This is a genomic window from Candidatus Hydrothermales bacterium (assembly GCA_039630235.1).
Classification (GTDB): Bacteria; Hydrothermota; Hydrothermia; order Hydrothermales; family JAJRUZ01; genus JBCNVI01.
Genome location: JBCNVI010000001.1, coordinates 173,922 through 192,123 on the forward strand (window position 1 = coordinate 173,922; position 18,202 = coordinate 192,123).

Here is an 18,202-nt window from a genome sequence, read left to right on the forward strand (position 1 = left end):
CTATAACAATTACTCCTACAACGAGAGCTTTCGTAAAAACTTTCATACCAAGCCCCCTTTCAAATAAATGAATAATATCGTTTCACGTGTGCACATTTCAATTTTTGCCCTACTTTACTTGTGGCAAATTGTAAAATTAGCTAAAGAAAACAAGATTGAGAGTTAATAATTAGGTTGTGGATGAGTAATAATAAATAAACTCTTGAACCTAAAATAAGCACACAATTGAAGACACTTATAACTTATGCTTTCTCACCAAGAATCCTCTTGGCAAGTTCTCTTTTTTCTTCCTTTGTTTCTGCAAGAATAAAAAGCGCGATAAGCCTAAATCCTTCATCCATTCTCCTAAATCCCTCATCAATTTTTTGAAGCATCATAATGGTGCTTTCTCTTATAATTTTTCCATTCCTCCAAGCCATATACCCTACCGCACCCGCAAGCAACGTAACACCAACTCCCACTAAACTTAAAGCAGTCTCTATACTGAAATAATAAAAGAATTTAGCTAAAAATTCAATTAGATGGATAAAACATTATGTAAATACAAAAGCAGCCTAATCTCTCTTAAGCCTTATTTAAAAAGAATAAAACTTTTCGCCCTAAAAATAGATTTAAAAAAATAGTTGCAAAATGTATACTACTTTCTCAAACTCAAATTGAAAAATAAACAAAAAATTAAAAATTTTTTAATCTGTTTTTAATTTAATCATATACCCGCTATTTTCACCTCATCATAACCATTTCTTATAAAGGCAACCGGCATTGTCTCAGTATTCGTGTAATAACCAAATTCTAAATTTATACTTATTGCAATCACACCCGCCTTCCCCCCGGTATATTTCTCAAGAATCTCTATCCCTCTTAAACAAGCCTCACTCGGAGGTAGTCCCTCACTAACTCTATCACAAATAAACTTTGCTAAAATAACCCTCATTATCGCTTCCCCTAAACCAGTAGCAGAAGCTGCACAAACTGAATTGGCATAAGTCCCACAACCAGGACAGGGAGTATCACCTACTCTCCCATCAAGCTTAAAAAAAATCCCTCCAGTTGAGGTACCCGCAACAATATTACCACTTTCATCTACAGCACAGGCACCAACAGTACTCCCACCAAAAACACCATACTTTTCTCTTATCCATTCCCAAGTCTTAGACATCTCTTTCTTAAACTCCTTTTTCTCTTTTTCCAGAAATTCATAGTAGAGTTTTAATTTTTCTTCACTAATTAAATTTTCTTTTTTGAAACCCTCAAGAAGAGCAAACTCTTCAGCTCCCTTGCCAACTAGTAACACATGATCTGTTTTTTCCATAATTTTTCGCGCTATAAGTATAGGGTTTTTAAAGTTACTTATTGCAGCAACGGCTCCAAATTTTAAACTTTTTCCCTCCATTATAGATGCATCAAGCTCAACATTACCAGTTGCCGTAAGAGCAGCACCAAATCCAGCATTAAAATACGGATTATTCTCCATCTCTACAATTGCAGCACAAACGGCATCAACTGCACTCCCCCCATTTTTTAAAACTTCAAAACCCCTTTCACAGGCAATTTTCACTCCCTCCCTTGCTTTAATTTTATCTATATGCTTACCAGCACCACCATGCACTATTATTCCAAAATTTTTCATCTTTAAATTACCTCCTTTTGATTACTCAAAAAAATTATAGGAAAATTTATAAATGGAAAACTATAGTGAAGTTCTAAAGGACAAAGAGATTAAAGAGAAAATTGAAAAATACGTCAAAATACTGAAAGAGGTAAATGAAAGAATAAATTTAATTAGTAGAAAAGATTTGGAGAATATTTATAAGAAACACATAACAGAATCTCTTTTCTATCTTGATATCATAAGGGGGAAGAAAATAGTAGATATCGGTTCAGGTGCTGGCTTTCCTGGGATCATACTGGCAATTGTCAAGAAAGGTTGCGATTTTTATCTGATTGAGAGAAATAAAAAGAAGGCAGAATTTTTAAGAAAGGTAAAAAGAGAACTAAATTTAAAAAATGTAAGAATTTATGACTGTGATTTAGAAGATTTTGATGAAAATGAAGAATTTGAATTCGTTTCAAGAGGTGCTGGATATGAGAAAATTCTAAAAATATTAAAAAAGAAAAGATTTAAAGGCTACTTTTACCCAATTTTGCCCTACCAAGAGGAAAAATATGCATATAAAGTCTTTACAAATAGGCTAACAAACAAAAGAATAAAAATAGGGATAATAGAAATTTAAGAAAGAGAAAAAAGCTCCACCGAACCCTGAGAAACCTGCCTTAACGAAAACCATTTAAATTAAAATAGGCGACGTTTCCTCTTATCTTCACTTGCTGCCGAAAGAATAAAGAGAGAAAACTTACTTCAAGGCCTTAGAGCACTTAGAGCACCTTAGGTATTAAAGGGGTGAAGAACCCATCAATAAAAAGGAGACAAGTCGGGCCGGTAAAAAGACAAACGACTCAATTAAGGGAATTCCTAAAAGTGACGAAAAAACTATTAAAGAAGTTAAAATTAAAACTCCATAGGGCTCAAGTATTCTATATCTTAACTTCCACTCAAAGGGCAAAAAAATCGACAAAATTCTTGAACCATCAAGCGGTGGGATAGGTATCAGATTAAAAAAAGCAAGAATTAAATTTATTATATAAGTGGAAAGCAAGATTTTATAAAAGAAATAGATAAATAAATTTTGTGAAGTATCGGGGAAAAATTTTAATATGAAAGAGATAAAAACAGCCAAAATTAAATTTGAGAGCGGTCCTGCTAAAGCAACTTTTGCAAAATCTTTTTCAGGATCACGAAAATAATAAGGATTAACCGGAACTGGCTTTGCCCATCCTATATGAATTAAAAAAAGCAGTATAAAACCTATAGGATCTATATGTGGTATCGGATTTAAGGTTAATCTCCCAGTACTTCGTGGTGTAGGATCTCCTAACCTATCAGCCACTAAAGCATGAGAAAATTCATGAACCGTAAGAGCTAATAAAATCCCAGGCAAAAAAATAATTAAGCTAACTAAACTATCCATATATTAAAATTTTACTAAAATCTCAAGTCTCCTGTTTTTCTTTTTCCCTTCCTCAGAATTCTCATTACTCAAAGGACGAGAGGACCCAAAGGCAGAAACATAAATTCTTTCGGGTGGAACATCACCCTTTGCAATTAAAAACCTAACCACTTCAGTCCCCCTTCTTGCCGATAACTCCCAATTTGTAGGAAATAGATCCTTTTTAGTTTTTATAGGCTCATTGTCTGTATGTACCTGTAACTCTATCTCTTTGTAAGAAATCTCCTTCAAAATCTCACTGATTCTTAGTAACCTTTTTTCTCCATCCTTTGAAAGAGTGTAACCCCCTGGCAAAAAAATATCATCAGTAAATACTAAAATCTTTAGAAAATTAAACTTTGTCTCAACACTAAAGTCCTTTGAAAGTTCCTCCTTTGCCTTTAAAATTGGAAGAGGTAAATTAAAGGCTATAGTATCTTTTCTTGTTAAGTTTAAACCTTCAAATTCTCTCGAAAGTTTTAAGGCTAAGATTTCATTTTCTTTTTTTAAATCTCTTATAAGAAGTTGCTGCGGTAAAACTATAAAAAAGTATCCTATAACCGGCAAAGTAATAAGAAAAACAAATAACATAAAAATTAAAATGTTCCTAAATTTCAATTCCTCCCTCCTCAAACAGATAACGCTTTATTTTCTGAGTAGTAGTCTTTGGAAACTCTTCATCCCTTAAAGAAAAAGACCTTATCCTTTTATAATCAGCTAGCTTTTTATTCACCTCTTCTATTTCCTTTCCAATCCAATCATTTAATAGGTCTTCCGTAACATCAACATTCATTTGCTTTGCCCTATTATCTATTTCCTCATAATCCGGATATATTATAGCATGTAGAATTTCTGTTTTAGTCTTAGGATGAATTTTAGCTAAAACAAGACACTCCTTTATAATAGGAGACTCAAGCAATTTTTCTTCTATCTCTTCTGGATAGATATTTTTACCACCCTTTGTCACTATTACAGACTTTTTTCTTCCTGTTATGTAAATATATCCGTCTTTATCAATATATCCAAGATCTCCTGTTAAAAACCATCCTTCTTTAAAAGCTCTTTCTGTGGCTTTCTTATCTTTGTAATAACCGAGCATAACGTTGTCACCCTTTACAGCTATCTCACCAATACCATTTTCATCAGGATCAATTATCTTAACCTCTACTCCCGGAATTGGGGGGCCAACAGAGCTAATCTTATTTTTACCTTTTGGAGGATTAACCGAAACAACGGGAGCAGTTTCAGATAGTCCATAACCTTGATATATGGGAAACCCTAACCTTTGAAGCCCAACTCCTACCCAAGTTGGTAAAGCCGCTCCTCCTGAAATTATATACTTTATCTTCCCAAAACCCATTCTTTCTCTAATGGTCTTAAACAATATCTTAGATGATTTTTTACCTGTTAAAGGATCAAGAAGGTTTGACAAAGAAGACATAGCCTTAAAAAGACTTTTCTTAGGCAAAGATAAACTATTTATGTTTTTCATTATCCCAAGATATAACTTTTCAAGAAGAAGAGGTACTGTTAAAAATACAGTTGGTTCAGTATCCCTTAGGTCTTCGAGGAGCTCACTCGGTTTTAAGGATCGAGCATAGGTTATTTTCGCTCCTACATAGAGCGGTGCAAGAAAACCACATGTCCCTTCAAAAACATGGTGTATCGGTAAAACAGAGAAAAGATGATCGTTTTCGTTAAAATCAAAAATTTTTAAAACTGATTCAATATTAGAGATAATGTTTTTATGTGAAAGCATAATACCTTTTGGTGTTCCAGTAGTTCCAGAGGTGTAAAGAATAACGGCTAAATCTGTAGGATCTCTATCTACAGGAACCTCTAACTTTTCTTTATGTAAAATCACATCTTGAAATGAGGTCACCTTTCCATCTGAGTCAGGAAACGAAATGATCTCAACTAAACTTTCAACTTTATCCTTTATTTCTAAAATATCTTCAACAAACCTTTTACTTACAAAAATGAATTTGCTTTCTGAGTGTCTTAAGAAATGCTCCCAATCAGATGAAGAAGCTCTTGCATCTAAGGGTACACAAACTCCTCCTGCCCATTGTATCCCAAGATAAGATATACCCCACTCAGGCATATTCTCTCCTAAAACAGCAGCCCTATCACCCCTTTTAAACCCTTTAGATTTGAGATAACCTCCTATGGATTCAACCATTTCAAGCGCTTCTGAGTATAAAAAAACCTGGAAAGTATCTCCTCTTCTTATTCTCGAAAACATATTATCTTTAGATATATGACACCCCCTTAAAAAAATATCAGCTATCTTTTTCATATTTTAATTATGTTTCAATTTATTTGATAAATTCCATAATTTTGCATATTTTATAAAGGTATGAAAAGAAGAGCATATTGCAAGAATAAAGCCGTGAAAACCGTCAAGAAAACCAAGTCTTAAAAAATACATCCTAAGAAAAAAATAAAGTGGTCTAAGTGTTAAATCTAAAAGTGAAGCTTTTTTACCTTTATTAAAAAGTTCTTTTGCTGAAAGTTCTGTATAGTAATTTAACTTGTTAATATAGTGGAATAAATCAGGATCAGTAAAGTGTATTATTTTTCCCCTTTTTATTTTTTTAACCTTTCCATCTACTAAAATTTTCTCATGAACTATATTATCTGAAATTTTTGCCTTATTTTTTTTAAAGACACGTAGGCTGTAGTCAGGATACCATCCACCAAAGCGAATTAATTTTCCTAAAAAGTAGGAAGCCCTTATTAAATAAAAGCCATCTGCTGAATTTTTTTCTATTTCTTTTAAAATTTCATGAGCAAGAATTTTTTCAATTTGTTCATCTGAGTCAAGAAAAATAACCCACTCTGTTTTTACCTTTGAGAGGGCAAACTCTCTCTGATTTTTAAAATTATCAAATTTTCTTTCAAAAATTGTAACATTTTTCTTTTTTAATATTTCTAAAGTTTTATCAACAGAACCACCATCAACAACTATTATTTCATCACAAAAATAAAGAGAATCTATTGCTTTTTCTATTGTATTTTCAGCATTTAAAGCGATAATAACGCCTGTTATTTTACTCAGAGAAGTTTAATCCCTTCTTTCTAACTTTTCAAGGAGAGATCTTAACTTTTCAGCTCTTTTTGGATGTCTAAGTTTCTTCAGTGCTTGAGCTTCAATCTGTCTTATCCTTTCCCTTGTTACTCCAAATATTCTACCTACTTGTTCAAGAGTCATAGGTGGATGAACTCCCAAACCAAACCTAAGTTTAATAATCTTTTGTTCTTTAAGTGTAAGAGTAGAGAGAATCTCATCTATAGTTTTTTTAATTATGGTTTCACGGGAAAGCTCAGCAGGTGTCTTTGTAAATTGATCTGCTATTATCTCCTCCATCACACCATCTTCATCTTTTCCTATAGGTTTGTCAATAGAAAGTGGTTGATGAGAAACTTCCAGAGCTTGTTTGATCTTTTCCTCAGGTAATCCAAGTATATCTGAAAGTTCTCTTACAGTGGGTTCTCTCCCATAAGTTTGCAAGAAGTCCTTCTGAGCTTTTGAAATCTTTGTAAGAGTCTCAATCATATGAACTGGAACTCTTACTGTTCTTGAATTGTCAGCAATGGCTCTTGTTATAGCCTGTTTAATCCACCATGTTGCATAAGTAGAAAATTTGTAACCTTTTCTATAATCAAACTTCTCAACAGCCTTTAATAAACCAATATTACCCTCTTCTATAAGATCAAGAAACTCTATTCCTCTATTCATAAACTTTTTTGCAGTTCCTATAACAAGTCTTACATTACCTTCGACCATTTTCTCTCTTGCATAGTTATAATCCCTTTTAGCCTTTTCTATTTCTTCTTTAATGTGAATAAGTTCATCAAAACTGAGACCAAGTTTTTTCTCATATTCTTTAATGGAACTTTTTAAAAGAGTCAGATTTTCTCTTAGCTCTGTATCGACATGGCCGTCTTTTTCTTTATTTTTAAGTTCCTCTTTCATTCTTCTATATTCTGTAGTTAGATTCTCAAGTGTCTTTATTTCTTCATATAGCCTTTCTATATTCTCATAAACATAGGGAAATTTAGGAACAATTTTTGAAAATAACTTTTTAAGTTGCTTAGTCTCTTTCTCAGTTAAAGTCCTTAAAATCTTTTTTTTCTCCTCAAAAACCTTACTATAAAACTCGAGAAATTCTTCAATACCCTTTTTAACTCTCCTTTTTTCCTTTCTATTAACTAGCTTATTTGTCCAATAACTTGAATCTACTTCTAAAATTTCCTCAGGTTGCAATTCAAGGTCTTTTATTTTCTTCAAAAAATAAACGAATCTTTTTAATCCAAAATCTGTACTAAAAAGTATCTCTTTCATCTTCTCCTTGGCATCATGAATCATCTTGGAAAAGGCTACCTCTTCCTCCTTTGTCAAAAGCCTTAGTCCTGATATTTGCTTTAAGTACGTTTTAACAGGATCATCTTTTACTCTAATTTCATATTCTTCAATCTCTCTATCTTTTCTTTTCTCCTCATCCTCCACTATCTCTATTCCTTCAACAAACAAGGCCTCCATAACCTCATCAACAAGACTTGGAGGCAAATTCACTGTTAATTCGTTTAAATCCTCTTGTCTTATTTGCTTATACTTTTTAGCTTTTTTCATAACCTTATCTATAACACTCTGAACTAAGGCTTGTTCAATTTCTCTTGGATCTATTTCCTTAATTTCTTTTTTATTTTTCTTTACACTTCTTCTTGGCATTTTTCTCCTCCCACACTATTTACCCAGGATTTGAACCGATACTACTTCTAATCTCTTTCCACTCCTTGAAAATCTTTTCTTTCTTTAATATCTTATCCATCCTATTTTTAAGTTTTTCAAAGGCCTGCTCATATAATAGATTTTCTTCTCCTTGCTTACTAAAAGAAACATACTTCTCCCTTGATTTAAAAATTGATTCCAGTATTTTTTTTCTCTCATTCTCTTTCAAATCAAAGAGAACATCCTCAAAGGTTTCACCATTAAGTATCCTTAGCGTTAATCCTCTTAAAATTTCACTTCTAAAAACCCTATGATCTATACCTCTATTTTCTAATTCTTCTTTATTGAACTTGTTAAAAAAAGCGATAATCCCAAAAAGAGTAAATTCTGAAGATAAAGCAGTACTCTCAACTTCCTTTTCCTCCTTTGAAGAAATTGATTCTAGCTTCTTTTTTATATAATCTGGTGAAATTAAGAATTTTTCAGATAATTTTCTAATGAACAATTCTTTTTCAATGTCATTAGGTATAAGAGATATAAAGTTTATTAAATCAGTTAGTAGAGCACTCCGAGCGTAAGTGTCTGAAAGGGGAGTTTCGGGAAAGAGAGCATCCAGAAAATCTTTGGAGCTAGCTATTACTTTATCCATATCTTCTTTACTTTTTTTTCTTAAAAATGAATCAGGATCTTCATCTTGAGGAAGTTCAGATATTTTTACTTTTAAGCCTGCTTGAAGTAAAAAGGGCAAAATCCTTTTTCTACTATTTCTACCTGCATCATCTCCATCATAAAGCACTATAATGATATCTGCAAATTTTTTAATTAACAGGGCTTGTTCTATTGAAAAGGCAGTTCCAAGAGGAGCCACTGTATTTTCAAATCCATTCTCTACCATTCTCATAACATCAGTATAACCTTCAACCAGTATAATTGTATTTTCTTTTTTTGCTCCATTTTTTGCAATATCTATACCATAAAGATTTTTGTTTTTTTTAAAAATTTTAGACTCAGGAGAATTTAAATATTTTGGCTCCCCATCAAAGGCTCTACCCCCAAAGGCGACACACCTAGAGGAAATATTAAAAATTGGGAAAATAATTCTATCTCTAAAAAAGTCCCTTATAACTCCCTGTGAACCTGTTATAAGGCCAGCTTCAAGAAGAAGTGATGGGTTTATTCCCTTTTCTCTTGCCTTTTTAATTATAAATTCACCTTCAGGGGGTGCATACCCAATTCTAAATCTTCTTATTGTACTCAATTTAAAACCCCTAGACTCTAAGTAATTCCTCGCCTTCTCTCCTATACTTTCAAATAAAACTCTCTCGTATTCAACTAAAGCAAATTCTATAACTTCAAAAAGCCTCTCATTTTCTTTATCTTCACTTAAAGATTCTCCTTTCAATTCAATTCCAGCTTCTTTTGCAAGATTCTTTAGTGCCTCGAACTTTGATATTCCCTCCATTTCCGAGATAAGATGAATTAGATTTCCGGATTTTCCACATCCAAAACAGTAAAAAAGACCTCTTTCAGAATCAAATGAAAGTGATGGCTTTCTATCAGGATGAAAGGGACATATAGCTTGATAACCCCTGCCAACTTTTTTAAAATTTAAATATCTTTTAGCTACTTCAATCGGAGAAATTGCTGAAATTATCTGATTATAAATACTCATAATTTCCTAAACCTGATTACCGTCACCCCTTCTCCTCCCTCATTCCATGAGGGGTGGTAAAATTCTTCAATAAAATCCATATTTTTAATAACATCAAAAACGAGCTTTTTCAAGATGCCTTTTCCTTCTCCGTGAACTACCCTCACTTCGTTATATCCAGCAGCTCTTGCATCATATAAGAACCTCTCTAAAATCTCCTCAGCTTCTTCTTTGGTCATCCCTCTTATTGACAAAACTCTCGGAGGTAAAGGAAATGTATAGGAATCTACTCTAGCTTTTTCCTCTTTAGGTTCTTCCTTTTTTTCTCTTAGAAAATTTATTGGTACTTCAACTTTTTTGCCACCAATTTCGAGTAGTGCCCTATCTCCCTTTAAGTCTATAAGTTTACCGTAGCTAGAGCTACCCCTTAAGGAATAGATTTCGCCTATTTTAAGAGATTCTAATTCAACTTTTTCTGCTTCTAACTCCTCCTTTTTTTCTTCTATTTTTTTAATTGCCTCCTTTAAAATTTTCTTTTCTTTCTTTACTTCAAACTCCTTAAGTATTTTTCTTATCTCTTCGCTAAACTCCTCTATCTTTTTCTTTAGCTCTCTCTTATATTCCTGTTCAATTTTTTCTTTTTCCTTTCTAAGTTTTTCCTTTTCTTTATTTAGTTCTTCCCTTTCTCTTTCGATTTCGCTTTTTAGCATATAAATTTTATCTATTAATTCTTGAGATTGAGGCATTTTTTGGAAAATTGACTCAGGTAAACCGCATTTTCTTGCCACAAAAGTTGCAAAGCTGGGAGAGATTTTCATCACCTCAATTTTATACGTGGGTTTTAAAGTATCAAGATCAAGGGTAAAGGCAGATATTAATATTCCCTTTTCATCTCTTAGGTAGGCTTTAATTTTGTCATTGTGGGTCGCACATAAAGTTTTTATTTTTCTGTCTCTTAAATCTCTTAGTATACCTACTCCTAAATTTCCACCCTCTTCTGGATCAGTATTCCCCATAAACTCATCAAGAAGAACAAGCTTATGTTGTGAAGGATCATTTATTGAATTTTTTATTTCTTCAAGATAGAGTGTAAAGCTAGAAAAGCCCTCTTCAATTTTACTTCTTTCTTCAAAACCGGCCATAAAAATTTTGTCAGGGATATAAAAGTAACTTAAAGAGGAGGCTGGAACAGGTATTCCCCTTTTTATCATTCTTATAAGTAGGTGTATAGCCTCAAGAAAAGTAGTCTTTCCTCCTCCATTAGGACCTGTTACAAGTAAAACTTCCTTCTCTTCGCCAAATTCTATATTGTAGGAAACACATTTTTTATCTAAGATAACTTTTAAAAGTGGATGATAACAGTGAACTAGTCTAAATTTTCTTTCTTTTCCAAATTGAGGTATTTCTCCTGAGATTCTATTTGCAAATAAGTAAATAGCCTGAAAATAGTCTAATTGTGTAACAAAGCTTACAAGCTCGTCTATCTCATTTTTTAAATCGTTATAAATCAGAAAAATTTGATTTAATATTCTTTTTTCCTCTTCTTTTTCAAGTTCTTCAAGATGTCTGAACTTAACGTTTAGATTTACAATTTCATCAGGTTCAACAAAGTAACTTTCTCCACTTCTTGAATAAGATACAAGTATTGTATTTGGTAATAAAGCCTTTAGGCATAAAGTAAATCTGCCTTCTTTATAGTGTATCTCCTCATCTCTAAGTACATTTTCTTTTTTGATATCTTCAATAATCATTTTCATCTTCTTTTCTATTTCCCTATAGAGACTTCTCTTTTTTTCCCTTATACTCTGGAGAGCTGATGATGCAGAATCTTTTATGTTTCCTTCATCATCGAAGGTAAGCTCAAGTCGCTGGTATAAAGACAAGATAGACTCATTTATTGGTAGAAAGTAATCCGCATCCTGTTTGATGCTTGTTATTTCTCTTCTTATTTCAATAATTCTTCGTAAATAGTCTCTAAAACTGACAAAATACTTTGAAATTGAGAGGGAGGTGTCATACTTTTTAAACTCAGGGATAGAAAAAGTTTTTTTTCTAAGGAGTTCGTTATATTTTTTATAGTTCTCGTATCTCTCTCTAATCTTATCTATTTCTTGCTCTTCCTTAAGCTCATATAAATATCTTTTACCCTCTTCTGTTTGTATAAACTGAGAAATAAAATTTAAGATCTTTTCCAAAAGTTTACTTTTTTAGTTTTTCTTGTAATTGTCTTAGTCTTCTTAGGGCTCTTCTCCTTGCTGTTGCTAACTCTCTTCTTTTTCTTTCAGATGGTTTTTCATAATGTTCTAATCTTTTAAGGTCATCCATGATTTTATCTCTATTTAGAACTTTTTTAAATCTTTTTAGTAAGTCTTCAAAGCTTTCTCCCTCTCTTAGTTTTACGCCTGTCATAAACTTATGCCTCCTTTTAAAGTCAAATTGGGAGTTGAACCCTTTATCCGGGAGGCCATCCTAAAATTCTCCCTCCAAGCAAATGAAAGTGAAGGTGAAAAATACTTTGACCTGCATCTTTTCCATCATTCACCACAACCCTATAGCCTCTTTCCAGCTTTTTTTCAAGAGCTATTCTACTTATTACATACAATATATGTCCTATTAAATTTTTATCGCCAGCACTAATTTCCCTGAGAGAACTTATGTGCTTTTTGGGAACAACCAGAATATGTGTAGGTGCCTGAGGATTTATATCTTCAAAGGCTAAACAGTTTTCATCCTCATAAACTATTTTTGATTCAATTTCTTTATTCACAATTTTGCAAAATATACATTCCATTTATTGGCCCCTCCTTTCTGATAAATATAAAAAAACCATACCGGCAAAAAGGAGTGCTGTTTCTGTCCTTAAGGTTCTAAGGCCTAAATTCCACTCATTAAATCCAATTCCTTTTAGAAAATCTATCTCATCTTGTGTAAAAGAACCCTCTGGTCCTGCAACTATTACAACTTTTCTAAAATTATCTTCTTTAATTTCGGGTCTTGTCTTTACCCTCTCATTTAATAAAATTTTTAAATCATAATCACTAACTAAATTACCAAACTCAGACAAGCTAACTGGTTTTTCTACAATAGGTAAAACACTTCTTTTTGATTGTTTCATAGCGGAAATTGCTATTTTATTCCACCTTAAAACTTTGTTTTCACTTGGATCTACAACTGTTCTTTCTGTTAAAAGTGGGAAAAACCTTGTAACACCTAGTTCTGTGCCTTTTTCTATAAGAATATCCATCCGCTCTCCTTTTAAAACACCACAGGCAAAGGCAAGATCAAAAGGGATCTCGTTTGGTTTTCTTCTTTTCTCAATAATTTTGCCTTCTGCATATCCATCCTCAGTTTTTAAAAGCACAACTGTATACTCATCCCCCTCCCCATTTACTACCTTTATCACATCACCCTGCCTTTTCCTCAAAACTTTATGAAGATGTATATACTCCTGCCCAAAAATATATACTCTATCATTTTTTATGTCCTTTTTGGGAACATAAAAGTATCTTATATCCATTATTTTTTTATTTCTAGTAACTTTTTCAAAATTTCTCGTTCTTCTTTAGAGACCTCTTTTGGTATATAAACGTCAACTTCTACGTAGAGATCGCCCTTTTGGCCGTTTAGGTCACTTATTCCGTGTCCTTTTACTTTAAAAACCTGTCCTGTTTGTGTTCCGGCTGGTATATGTATCTTTACTTTCTTTCCATTTAGGGAATCAACGTAAATTTCCCCTCCTAAAACTAAAATGGGATAGGGGACTTTAACTTTTGTTTTTAAATCTTTACCATGTCTTTCAAAAGTTTCACTTTTAATCTCCTCAATAACTACAACTAGATCACCAAATTCTCCACCTCTTATTCCTGCATTACCCATTCCCCTTAATCTCAAAATATTTCCATCTTCTACTCCCTTTGGTATATTTATTTTTATCTTTTCATCTTTGAGTACTCTACCGGTTCCACCACAGATTTCACATTTATCTTTTAAAACTTTTCCAGAGCCACGACAGGTTGGACAGGTTGATTGAGTAACAAAGTGACCAAAAAAGGTTCTTCTTTCTTCTCTTATGAAACCTGAGCCGCGACATGTATTACATGTAGCATAAGATCTCGACTTGGAACCTAACCCCCCACAGGCTTCGCATCTTACGTATCTTTTAATAGCAACCTTTTTAGTTACTCCTGTATCAATCTCTTCAAGTTTTAACGGTATTCTTATTCTTAAATCCTCACCGCGCTGTGAAAAAAACTCTTCCCTTTGTCTTGTCCTTTCCCCCCTAGGTTCAAAGATAAAGTCAAAAAAGGACCTCCCAAATCCGAACTCCTCAAAAATTCTTCCTATATCACCGAAAATATCCTCAAGATCTTCAAAGTGAGAAAAATCTCTCCATGTAAAGTCTCCCTCTCTAAATACACCGGCTCCCTTTAGTCCCTCGTGTCCGTACCTATCATAAATCTCTCTCTTTTTAGGATCACTTAAAACTTCATAAGCCTCAGAAATTTCCATAAATTTCTTTGCTGCCTCTTCTTTGTTTGTAGGATTCCTATCCGGATGATACTTTAAAGCTAGTCTCTTATAGGCCTTTTTTATTTCCTCCTGAGTTGCATCCCTACTTACTCCCAAAATCTCATAGTAATCCTTCTTTGCCATCTAATACTTTTATTCTATAACCTCATAATCTGCGTCAACGGTTTTTTCTTTTCCCTTACCCTCTTTCTTTTCTTCAACTTTCTCTTCGGAAGACTTTCTTTCCTTTCCTCCTTCTCTTCCTCCAAAACCACTTGCTCCTGAAGTAAAATCAGATCTTACACCACCACGCTGGTATATCTCTTCAGTTGCTTGATACCAAGCCTCCTGCAACTCCCTCATTTTATCCTTTATGTAAGAGGCATCATCTTTTCTTAGAGCCTCTCTGAGTACATTTAATTTTTCTAAAACTTTCGACTTTTTATCTGGTTGAATCTTATCCCCTAAATCCCTAAGAGATTTTTCTATGGTATAGATAAATGAGTCGGCTTGATTTTTTGTATCAACAAGTTCTTTTCTCTTTCTATCCTCTTCTGCGTACATTTGTGCCTCTTTTATCATCCTTTGAATTTCTTCTTCAGTTAAACCGGATGAAGAGTGAACTCTTATTTTTTGTTCCTTCCCAGTAGCAAGGTCCTTAGCTGAAACATGTAAAATTCCGTCAGCATCTATTTCAAAGGTAACTTCAATCTGGGGGACACCTCTTGGAGCAGGAGGAATACCGTATAGTTCGAATCGTGCAAGAGATCTATTATCAGCAGCCATAGGTCTTTCACCCTGCAAAACATGGATGGTGACGGCTGTTTGATTATCTTGGGCGGTTGTGAATATTTCCGATTTTCTAACGGGAATAGTGGTATTTCTTGGGATTATGACTGTCATAACCCCTCCTAAGGTTTCGACTCCCAAAGATAGGGGCGTTACATCCAAAAGCACTATATCTCTTTTGATTTCACCTGCCAAAACTGCAGCTTGAATAGAGGCTCCAACTGCGACCACTTCATCGGGGTTAACTCCCTTATGGGGTTCTTTGCCAAAGAAGCTTTTTACTGACATCTTGAACAGCAGGCATTCTTGTCATACCACCTACAAGAATTACCTCATCTATATCTGAAGGTCTTAGTTTTGCGTCTTGGAGAGCTCTCTTACATATTTCAATAGTTCTATCAATAAGATCTCTTACCATTGCTTCTAGTCTTGCTCTTGTTAGCTCTCTTTCAAGGTGTTTCGGACCATGAATAAAAGGTAGTGAAATAGTAGTAGACATCATTGTTGAAAGTTCGATTTTAGCCTTTTCAGCTGCCTCTTTGAGTCTTTGCATTGCGGATCTATCTTTCCTTAGGTCTATTCCTTCTTCTTTTAAAAATTCTTCTACTAGCCAATCAATTATTCTTTGATCAAAGTCATCACCTCCAAGGTGAGTATCTCCGTTTGTTGACTTTACCTCAAAAACGCCTTCTTCAGAAAGTTCAAGGATTGAAATATCAAAGGTGCCTCCTCCAAGGTCAAAGACGGCAATTCTTATATCTTTCCTTTTATCAAGACCATAGGCAAGGGCGGCAGCTGTTGGTTCGTTAATAATTCTTAGAACCTCAAGTCCTGCAATTCTACCTGCGTCTTTTGTAGCTTGTCTTTGAGCATCGTTAAAGTAGGCTGGGACTGTTATAACTGCTTGAGTGATCTTTTCGCCCAGGTAATCCTCCGCGCTTTCTTTTAAATATCTTAAAATAAAAGCCGATATCTCCGGGGGTGAATAAATTTTTTCTCTAATTTTAACTCTTGCGTCATCGTGAGGTCCTCTTACAACTTCGTATGGAACTCTTCTTATCTCCTCTAAGACTTCATCGTATCTTCTTCCCATAAATCTTTTTATTGAATAAACGGTATTTTCTGCATTCACAATGGCCTGTCTTTTTGCTATACTTCCTACAATGATTTCTCCAGTTTCTCTAAAAGAAACAACAGATGGAGTTACTCTTCCGCCTTCCTTATTGTAGGAATTACTTTTGGTTCATTTCCTTCCATAATAGCGATGCAGGAGTTAGTTGTTCCAAGGTCTATGCCTACAGCTTTAGGCATAATTAGTTTCCTCCTCCTTTACGTTCCCCTCCTCGTTGGGGATTGAACCCGATTCTTTCTTACCCTCCTTAAAAACTCCTACGATAACTCTTGCTGGGCTAATTGATTTACCCATATATTTAAAACCCCTTTGAACACTTTTTATAACTTTCTTATTAAGTTTTTCATCACAGACTTCAACTAAGTCAATTGCTTCGTGAATTTCGGGATCAAAGTCGTCTCCCTCTTTAGGTTCTACTATTTCCCCTCCTTCTTCTTTTAGTAATGTAAGAAATTGTTTATAAATCATTTCCACTCCCTTATAAAGGCTTTCAGCATCAGATTTATTTTCATTCATCACCTCAAGTGCCCTCCCCAGATTATCAATTGCATTAAAAAATTTCTTGATTAATTCTTTTTTCCCCTCTATTTTTGCTTCCTTGAATTCTTCTTCTTTCCTTTTTTTAAATTTGTTGAAATCTAGCACCAACCGCGTATAAAGCTCCTTAAACTCCTCCGCCTCCTTATGAGTAGCCAATAGCTCCTCCTTTATTCTTCTAACCCACTCCTTTTTTTCCATTATATTTAAATACTGTTAAAGTGGGAGTTTTTCAAGTTTTTACTGAATTCTTTAGAGATTCTTTAAAGAGGTAAATTACAGTGTTTTTTTGGTGGTAAGCCTTGTCTTTTATTTCTTAGAAGTTTTAGTGACCTTATAATCCATCTTCTTGTTTTTCTGGGTTCGATCACATCATCTATGTAGCCATAAGCTGCAGCATAATACGGATTAGCGAACTTATCCCTATACATTTTTATAAGTTCTTTTCTTAACTCCTCTGGATTTTCCGCTTCTTGAAGTTCCTTTCTATAAATTATGTTGATAGCTCCCTCTGGACCCATAACGGCAATTTCTGCAGTTGGCCAAGCTAAGTTAATATCACCTCTTACCTGTTTAGATGAAAGAACGCAATAGGCACCACCGTAACTTTTTCTTGTGATGACAGTAATTTTTGGAACGGTTGCTTCGCAGTAGGCAAAAAGAAGTTTTGCTCCCTCTTTTATTATACCCCTATGTTCTTGATAAACCCCTGGAAGAAAACCAGGTACATCTTCGAAAGTTATAATAGGGATGTTAAAGGCGTCGCAAAATCTAACAAATCTTGCAGCTTTAACTGAGGCATCTACATCAATTGCTCCGGCAAGATGAAGGGGTTGTTGAGCAACTATTCCGACACTAAAACCACCCATTCTTGCAAATCCAACAATTATGTTAGGTGCAAAATTTTTATGAACTTCAAAAAAAACACCATTGTCTACAACTCTTTTAATCACTTCTTTCATGTCATAGGGAGCGTTAGGATCCTCGGGAACTATATAGTCAAGTTCCGGATCTTCTCTATCTTCTGGGTCACCTGTATCCATATAAGGGGGGTCTTCCATGTTATTCTGGGGCAAGTAGGTAAGAAGTGTTCTTATACCTTCCATAACTTCCTCTTCGGTGTCGTAAACAAAATGAGCGATACCACTTTTTTCAGCGTGAACATCGGCTCCACCTAGTTCTTCAAAGGTTACCTCTTCATGAGTAACTGCTTTTATCACGTCAGGGCCTGTTATAAACATGTAGCTATTTTTTCTTACCATGAAGATAAAGTCCATTAGAGCTGGTGAGTAAACTGCTCCACCGGCACAGGGGCCCAAGATTGCGGCAATCTGAGGGATAACTCCTGAAGCAAGTGTGTTTCTCAAGAAAATTTCGGCATAACCTGCAAGTGAAGCGACACCCTCTTGGATTCTAGCGCCTCCAGAGTCATTAAGGCCTATAACTGGGACTCCAATTCTTAGGGCAATATCCATAATTTTCTTTATTTTATCGGCGTGAGCAAGTGAGAGGGTGCCACCAAAAACTGTGAAGTCCTGTGAGTAGACTACGCAGTCTCTTCCGTGAATTTTGGCAAAGCCGGTTACTACACCGTCTCCAAGTATCTTTGGTAAGTCAAAGTCAACTATTCTATGAGTTACGAACATGTCGATTTCTTGGAAGCTGCCTTCATCAACAAGGAGTTCTATTCTTTCTCTTGCTGTTTTTTTTCCTTTCTCTTTCTGTTTTTTTATCTTCTCTTCTCCACCTCCCAGCATTGCCTCTTTTCTCATTCTTTTTAAAATTTCAAATCTTTCCATTTT

General features: G+C 34.3%; 15 protein-coding genes and 1 pseudogene. 1 reads left to right on the forward strand and 15 read right to left on the reverse strand.

The annotated features are described in order from the left end of the window. Positions 1-242: 242 nt before the first annotated feature. Entirely contained in the window at positions 243-461 is a 219-nt protein-coding gene (locus ABDH49_00800) for a hypothetical protein (GenBank protein ID MEN3045518.1), read from the reverse strand. Between the two features lie 245 nt (positions 462-706). After that, on the reverse strand, positions 707-1,630 hold the full coding sequence (locus ABDH49_00805; protein ID MEN3045519.1) for an isoaspartyl peptidase/L-asparaginase family protein: 924 nt from the start codon (positions 1,628-1,630) through the stop codon (positions 707-709). A gap of 52 nt (positions 1,631-1,682) precedes the next feature. Between ABDH49_00805 and rsmG the strand changes: the two genes are divergently transcribed. Continuing rightward, the gene (gene rsmG / locus ABDH49_00810) at positions 1,683-2,234 is read left to right on the forward strand and encodes a 16S rRNA (guanine(527)-N(7))-methyltransferase RsmG (GenBank protein MEN3045520.1); all 552 of its coding nucleotides are present in this window, start codon (positions 1,683-1,685) and stop codon (positions 2,232-2,234) included. 159 nt (positions 2,235-2,393) lie between these two features. Here rsmG and ABDH49_00815 read toward each other — a convergent pair whose 3' ends face one another. From ABDH49_00815 to ABDH49_00875, 13 genes and pseudogenes are all read right to left on the reverse strand, one after another. Beyond that, positions 2,394-3,029 carry a site-2 protease family protein gene (locus tag ABDH49_00815; protein ID MEN3045521.1) on the reverse strand — a complete coding sequence of 212 codons (636 nt, stop codon included), beginning with the start codon at positions 3,027-3,029 and terminating at the stop codon, positions 2,394-2,396. 3 nt (positions 3,030-3,032) lie between these two features. Further along, a complete protein-coding gene (locus ABDH49_00820) occupies positions 3,033-3,665 on the reverse strand; it encodes an OmpA family protein (GenBank protein ID MEN3045522.1) in 633 nt (210 codons plus the stop codon). Beyond that, the gene (locus ABDH49_00825) at positions 3,655-5,346 is read right to left on the reverse strand and encodes an AMP-binding protein (GenBank protein ID MEN3045523.1); all 1,692 of its coding nucleotides are present in this window, start codon (positions 5,344-5,346) and stop codon (positions 3,655-3,657) included. The genes ABDH49_00820 and ABDH49_00825 overlap by 11 nt, the downstream gene beginning before the upstream one ends. 768 nt (positions 5,347-6,114) lie before the next feature. Beyond that, complete coding sequence (locus ABDH49_00830) at positions 6,115-7,782, reverse strand: sigma-70 family RNA polymerase sigma factor (protein ID MEN3045524.1); 1,668 nt, start codon at positions 7,780-7,782, stop codon at positions 6,115-6,117. Positions 7,783-7,801: 19 nt separating this feature from the next. Further along, positions 7,802-9,454, reverse strand: a complete 1,653-nt coding sequence (gene dnaG, locus ABDH49_00835; protein ID MEN3045525.1) for a DNA primase — start codon at positions 9,452-9,454, stop codon at positions 7,802-7,804. After that, positions 9,451-11,628, reverse strand: a complete 2,178-nt coding sequence (locus ABDH49_00840; GenBank protein MEN3045526.1) for a Smr/MutS family protein — start codon at positions 11,626-11,628, stop codon at positions 9,451-9,453. The genes dnaG and ABDH49_00840 overlap by 4 nt, the downstream gene beginning before the upstream one ends. Positions 11,629-11,632: 4 nt before the next feature. Further along, complete coding sequence (gene rpsU, locus ABDH49_00845) at positions 11,633-11,842, reverse strand: 30S ribosomal protein S21 (protein MEN3045527.1); 210 nt, start codon at positions 11,840-11,842, stop codon at positions 11,633-11,635. 43 nt (positions 11,843-11,885) lie between these two features. Continuing rightward, positions 11,886-12,224 (reverse strand): histidine triad nucleotide-binding protein, encoded by a 339-nt coding sequence (locus ABDH49_00850; GenBank protein MEN3045528.1) that lies wholly within the window; start codon positions 12,222-12,224, stop codon positions 11,886-11,888. Next, entirely contained in the window at positions 12,225-12,950 is a 726-nt protein-coding gene (locus ABDH49_00855; GenBank protein MEN3045529.1) for an RsmE family RNA methyltransferase, read from the reverse strand. It lies immediately after the preceding gene. Next, the gene (gene dnaJ, locus ABDH49_00860; protein ID MEN3045530.1) at positions 12,950-14,086 is read right to left on the reverse strand and encodes a molecular chaperone DnaJ; all 1,137 of its coding nucleotides are present in this window, start codon (positions 14,084-14,086) and stop codon (positions 12,950-12,952) included. The genes ABDH49_00855 and dnaJ overlap by 1 nt, the downstream gene beginning before the upstream one ends. A gap of 9 nt (positions 14,087-14,095) precedes the next feature. Then, positions 14,096-16,042 (reverse strand): annotated as a pseudogene (dnaK, locus tag ABDH49_00865) (molecular chaperone DnaK). Beyond that, on the reverse strand, positions 16,035-16,601 hold the full coding sequence (gene grpE, locus ABDH49_00870; GenBank protein ID MEN3045531.1) for a nucleotide exchange factor GrpE: 567 nt from the start codon (positions 16,599-16,601) through the stop codon (positions 16,035-16,037). Before grpE ends, dnaK begins: the two are co-directional and overlap by 8 nt. 62 nt (positions 16,602-16,663) lie before the next feature. Beyond that, the gene (locus tag ABDH49_00875) at positions 16,664-18,199 is read right to left on the reverse strand and encodes an acyl-CoA carboxylase subunit beta (protein ID MEN3045532.1); all 1,536 of its coding nucleotides are present in this window, start codon (positions 18,197-18,199) and stop codon (positions 16,664-16,666) included. Positions 18,200-18,202: the final 3 nt, after the last annotated feature.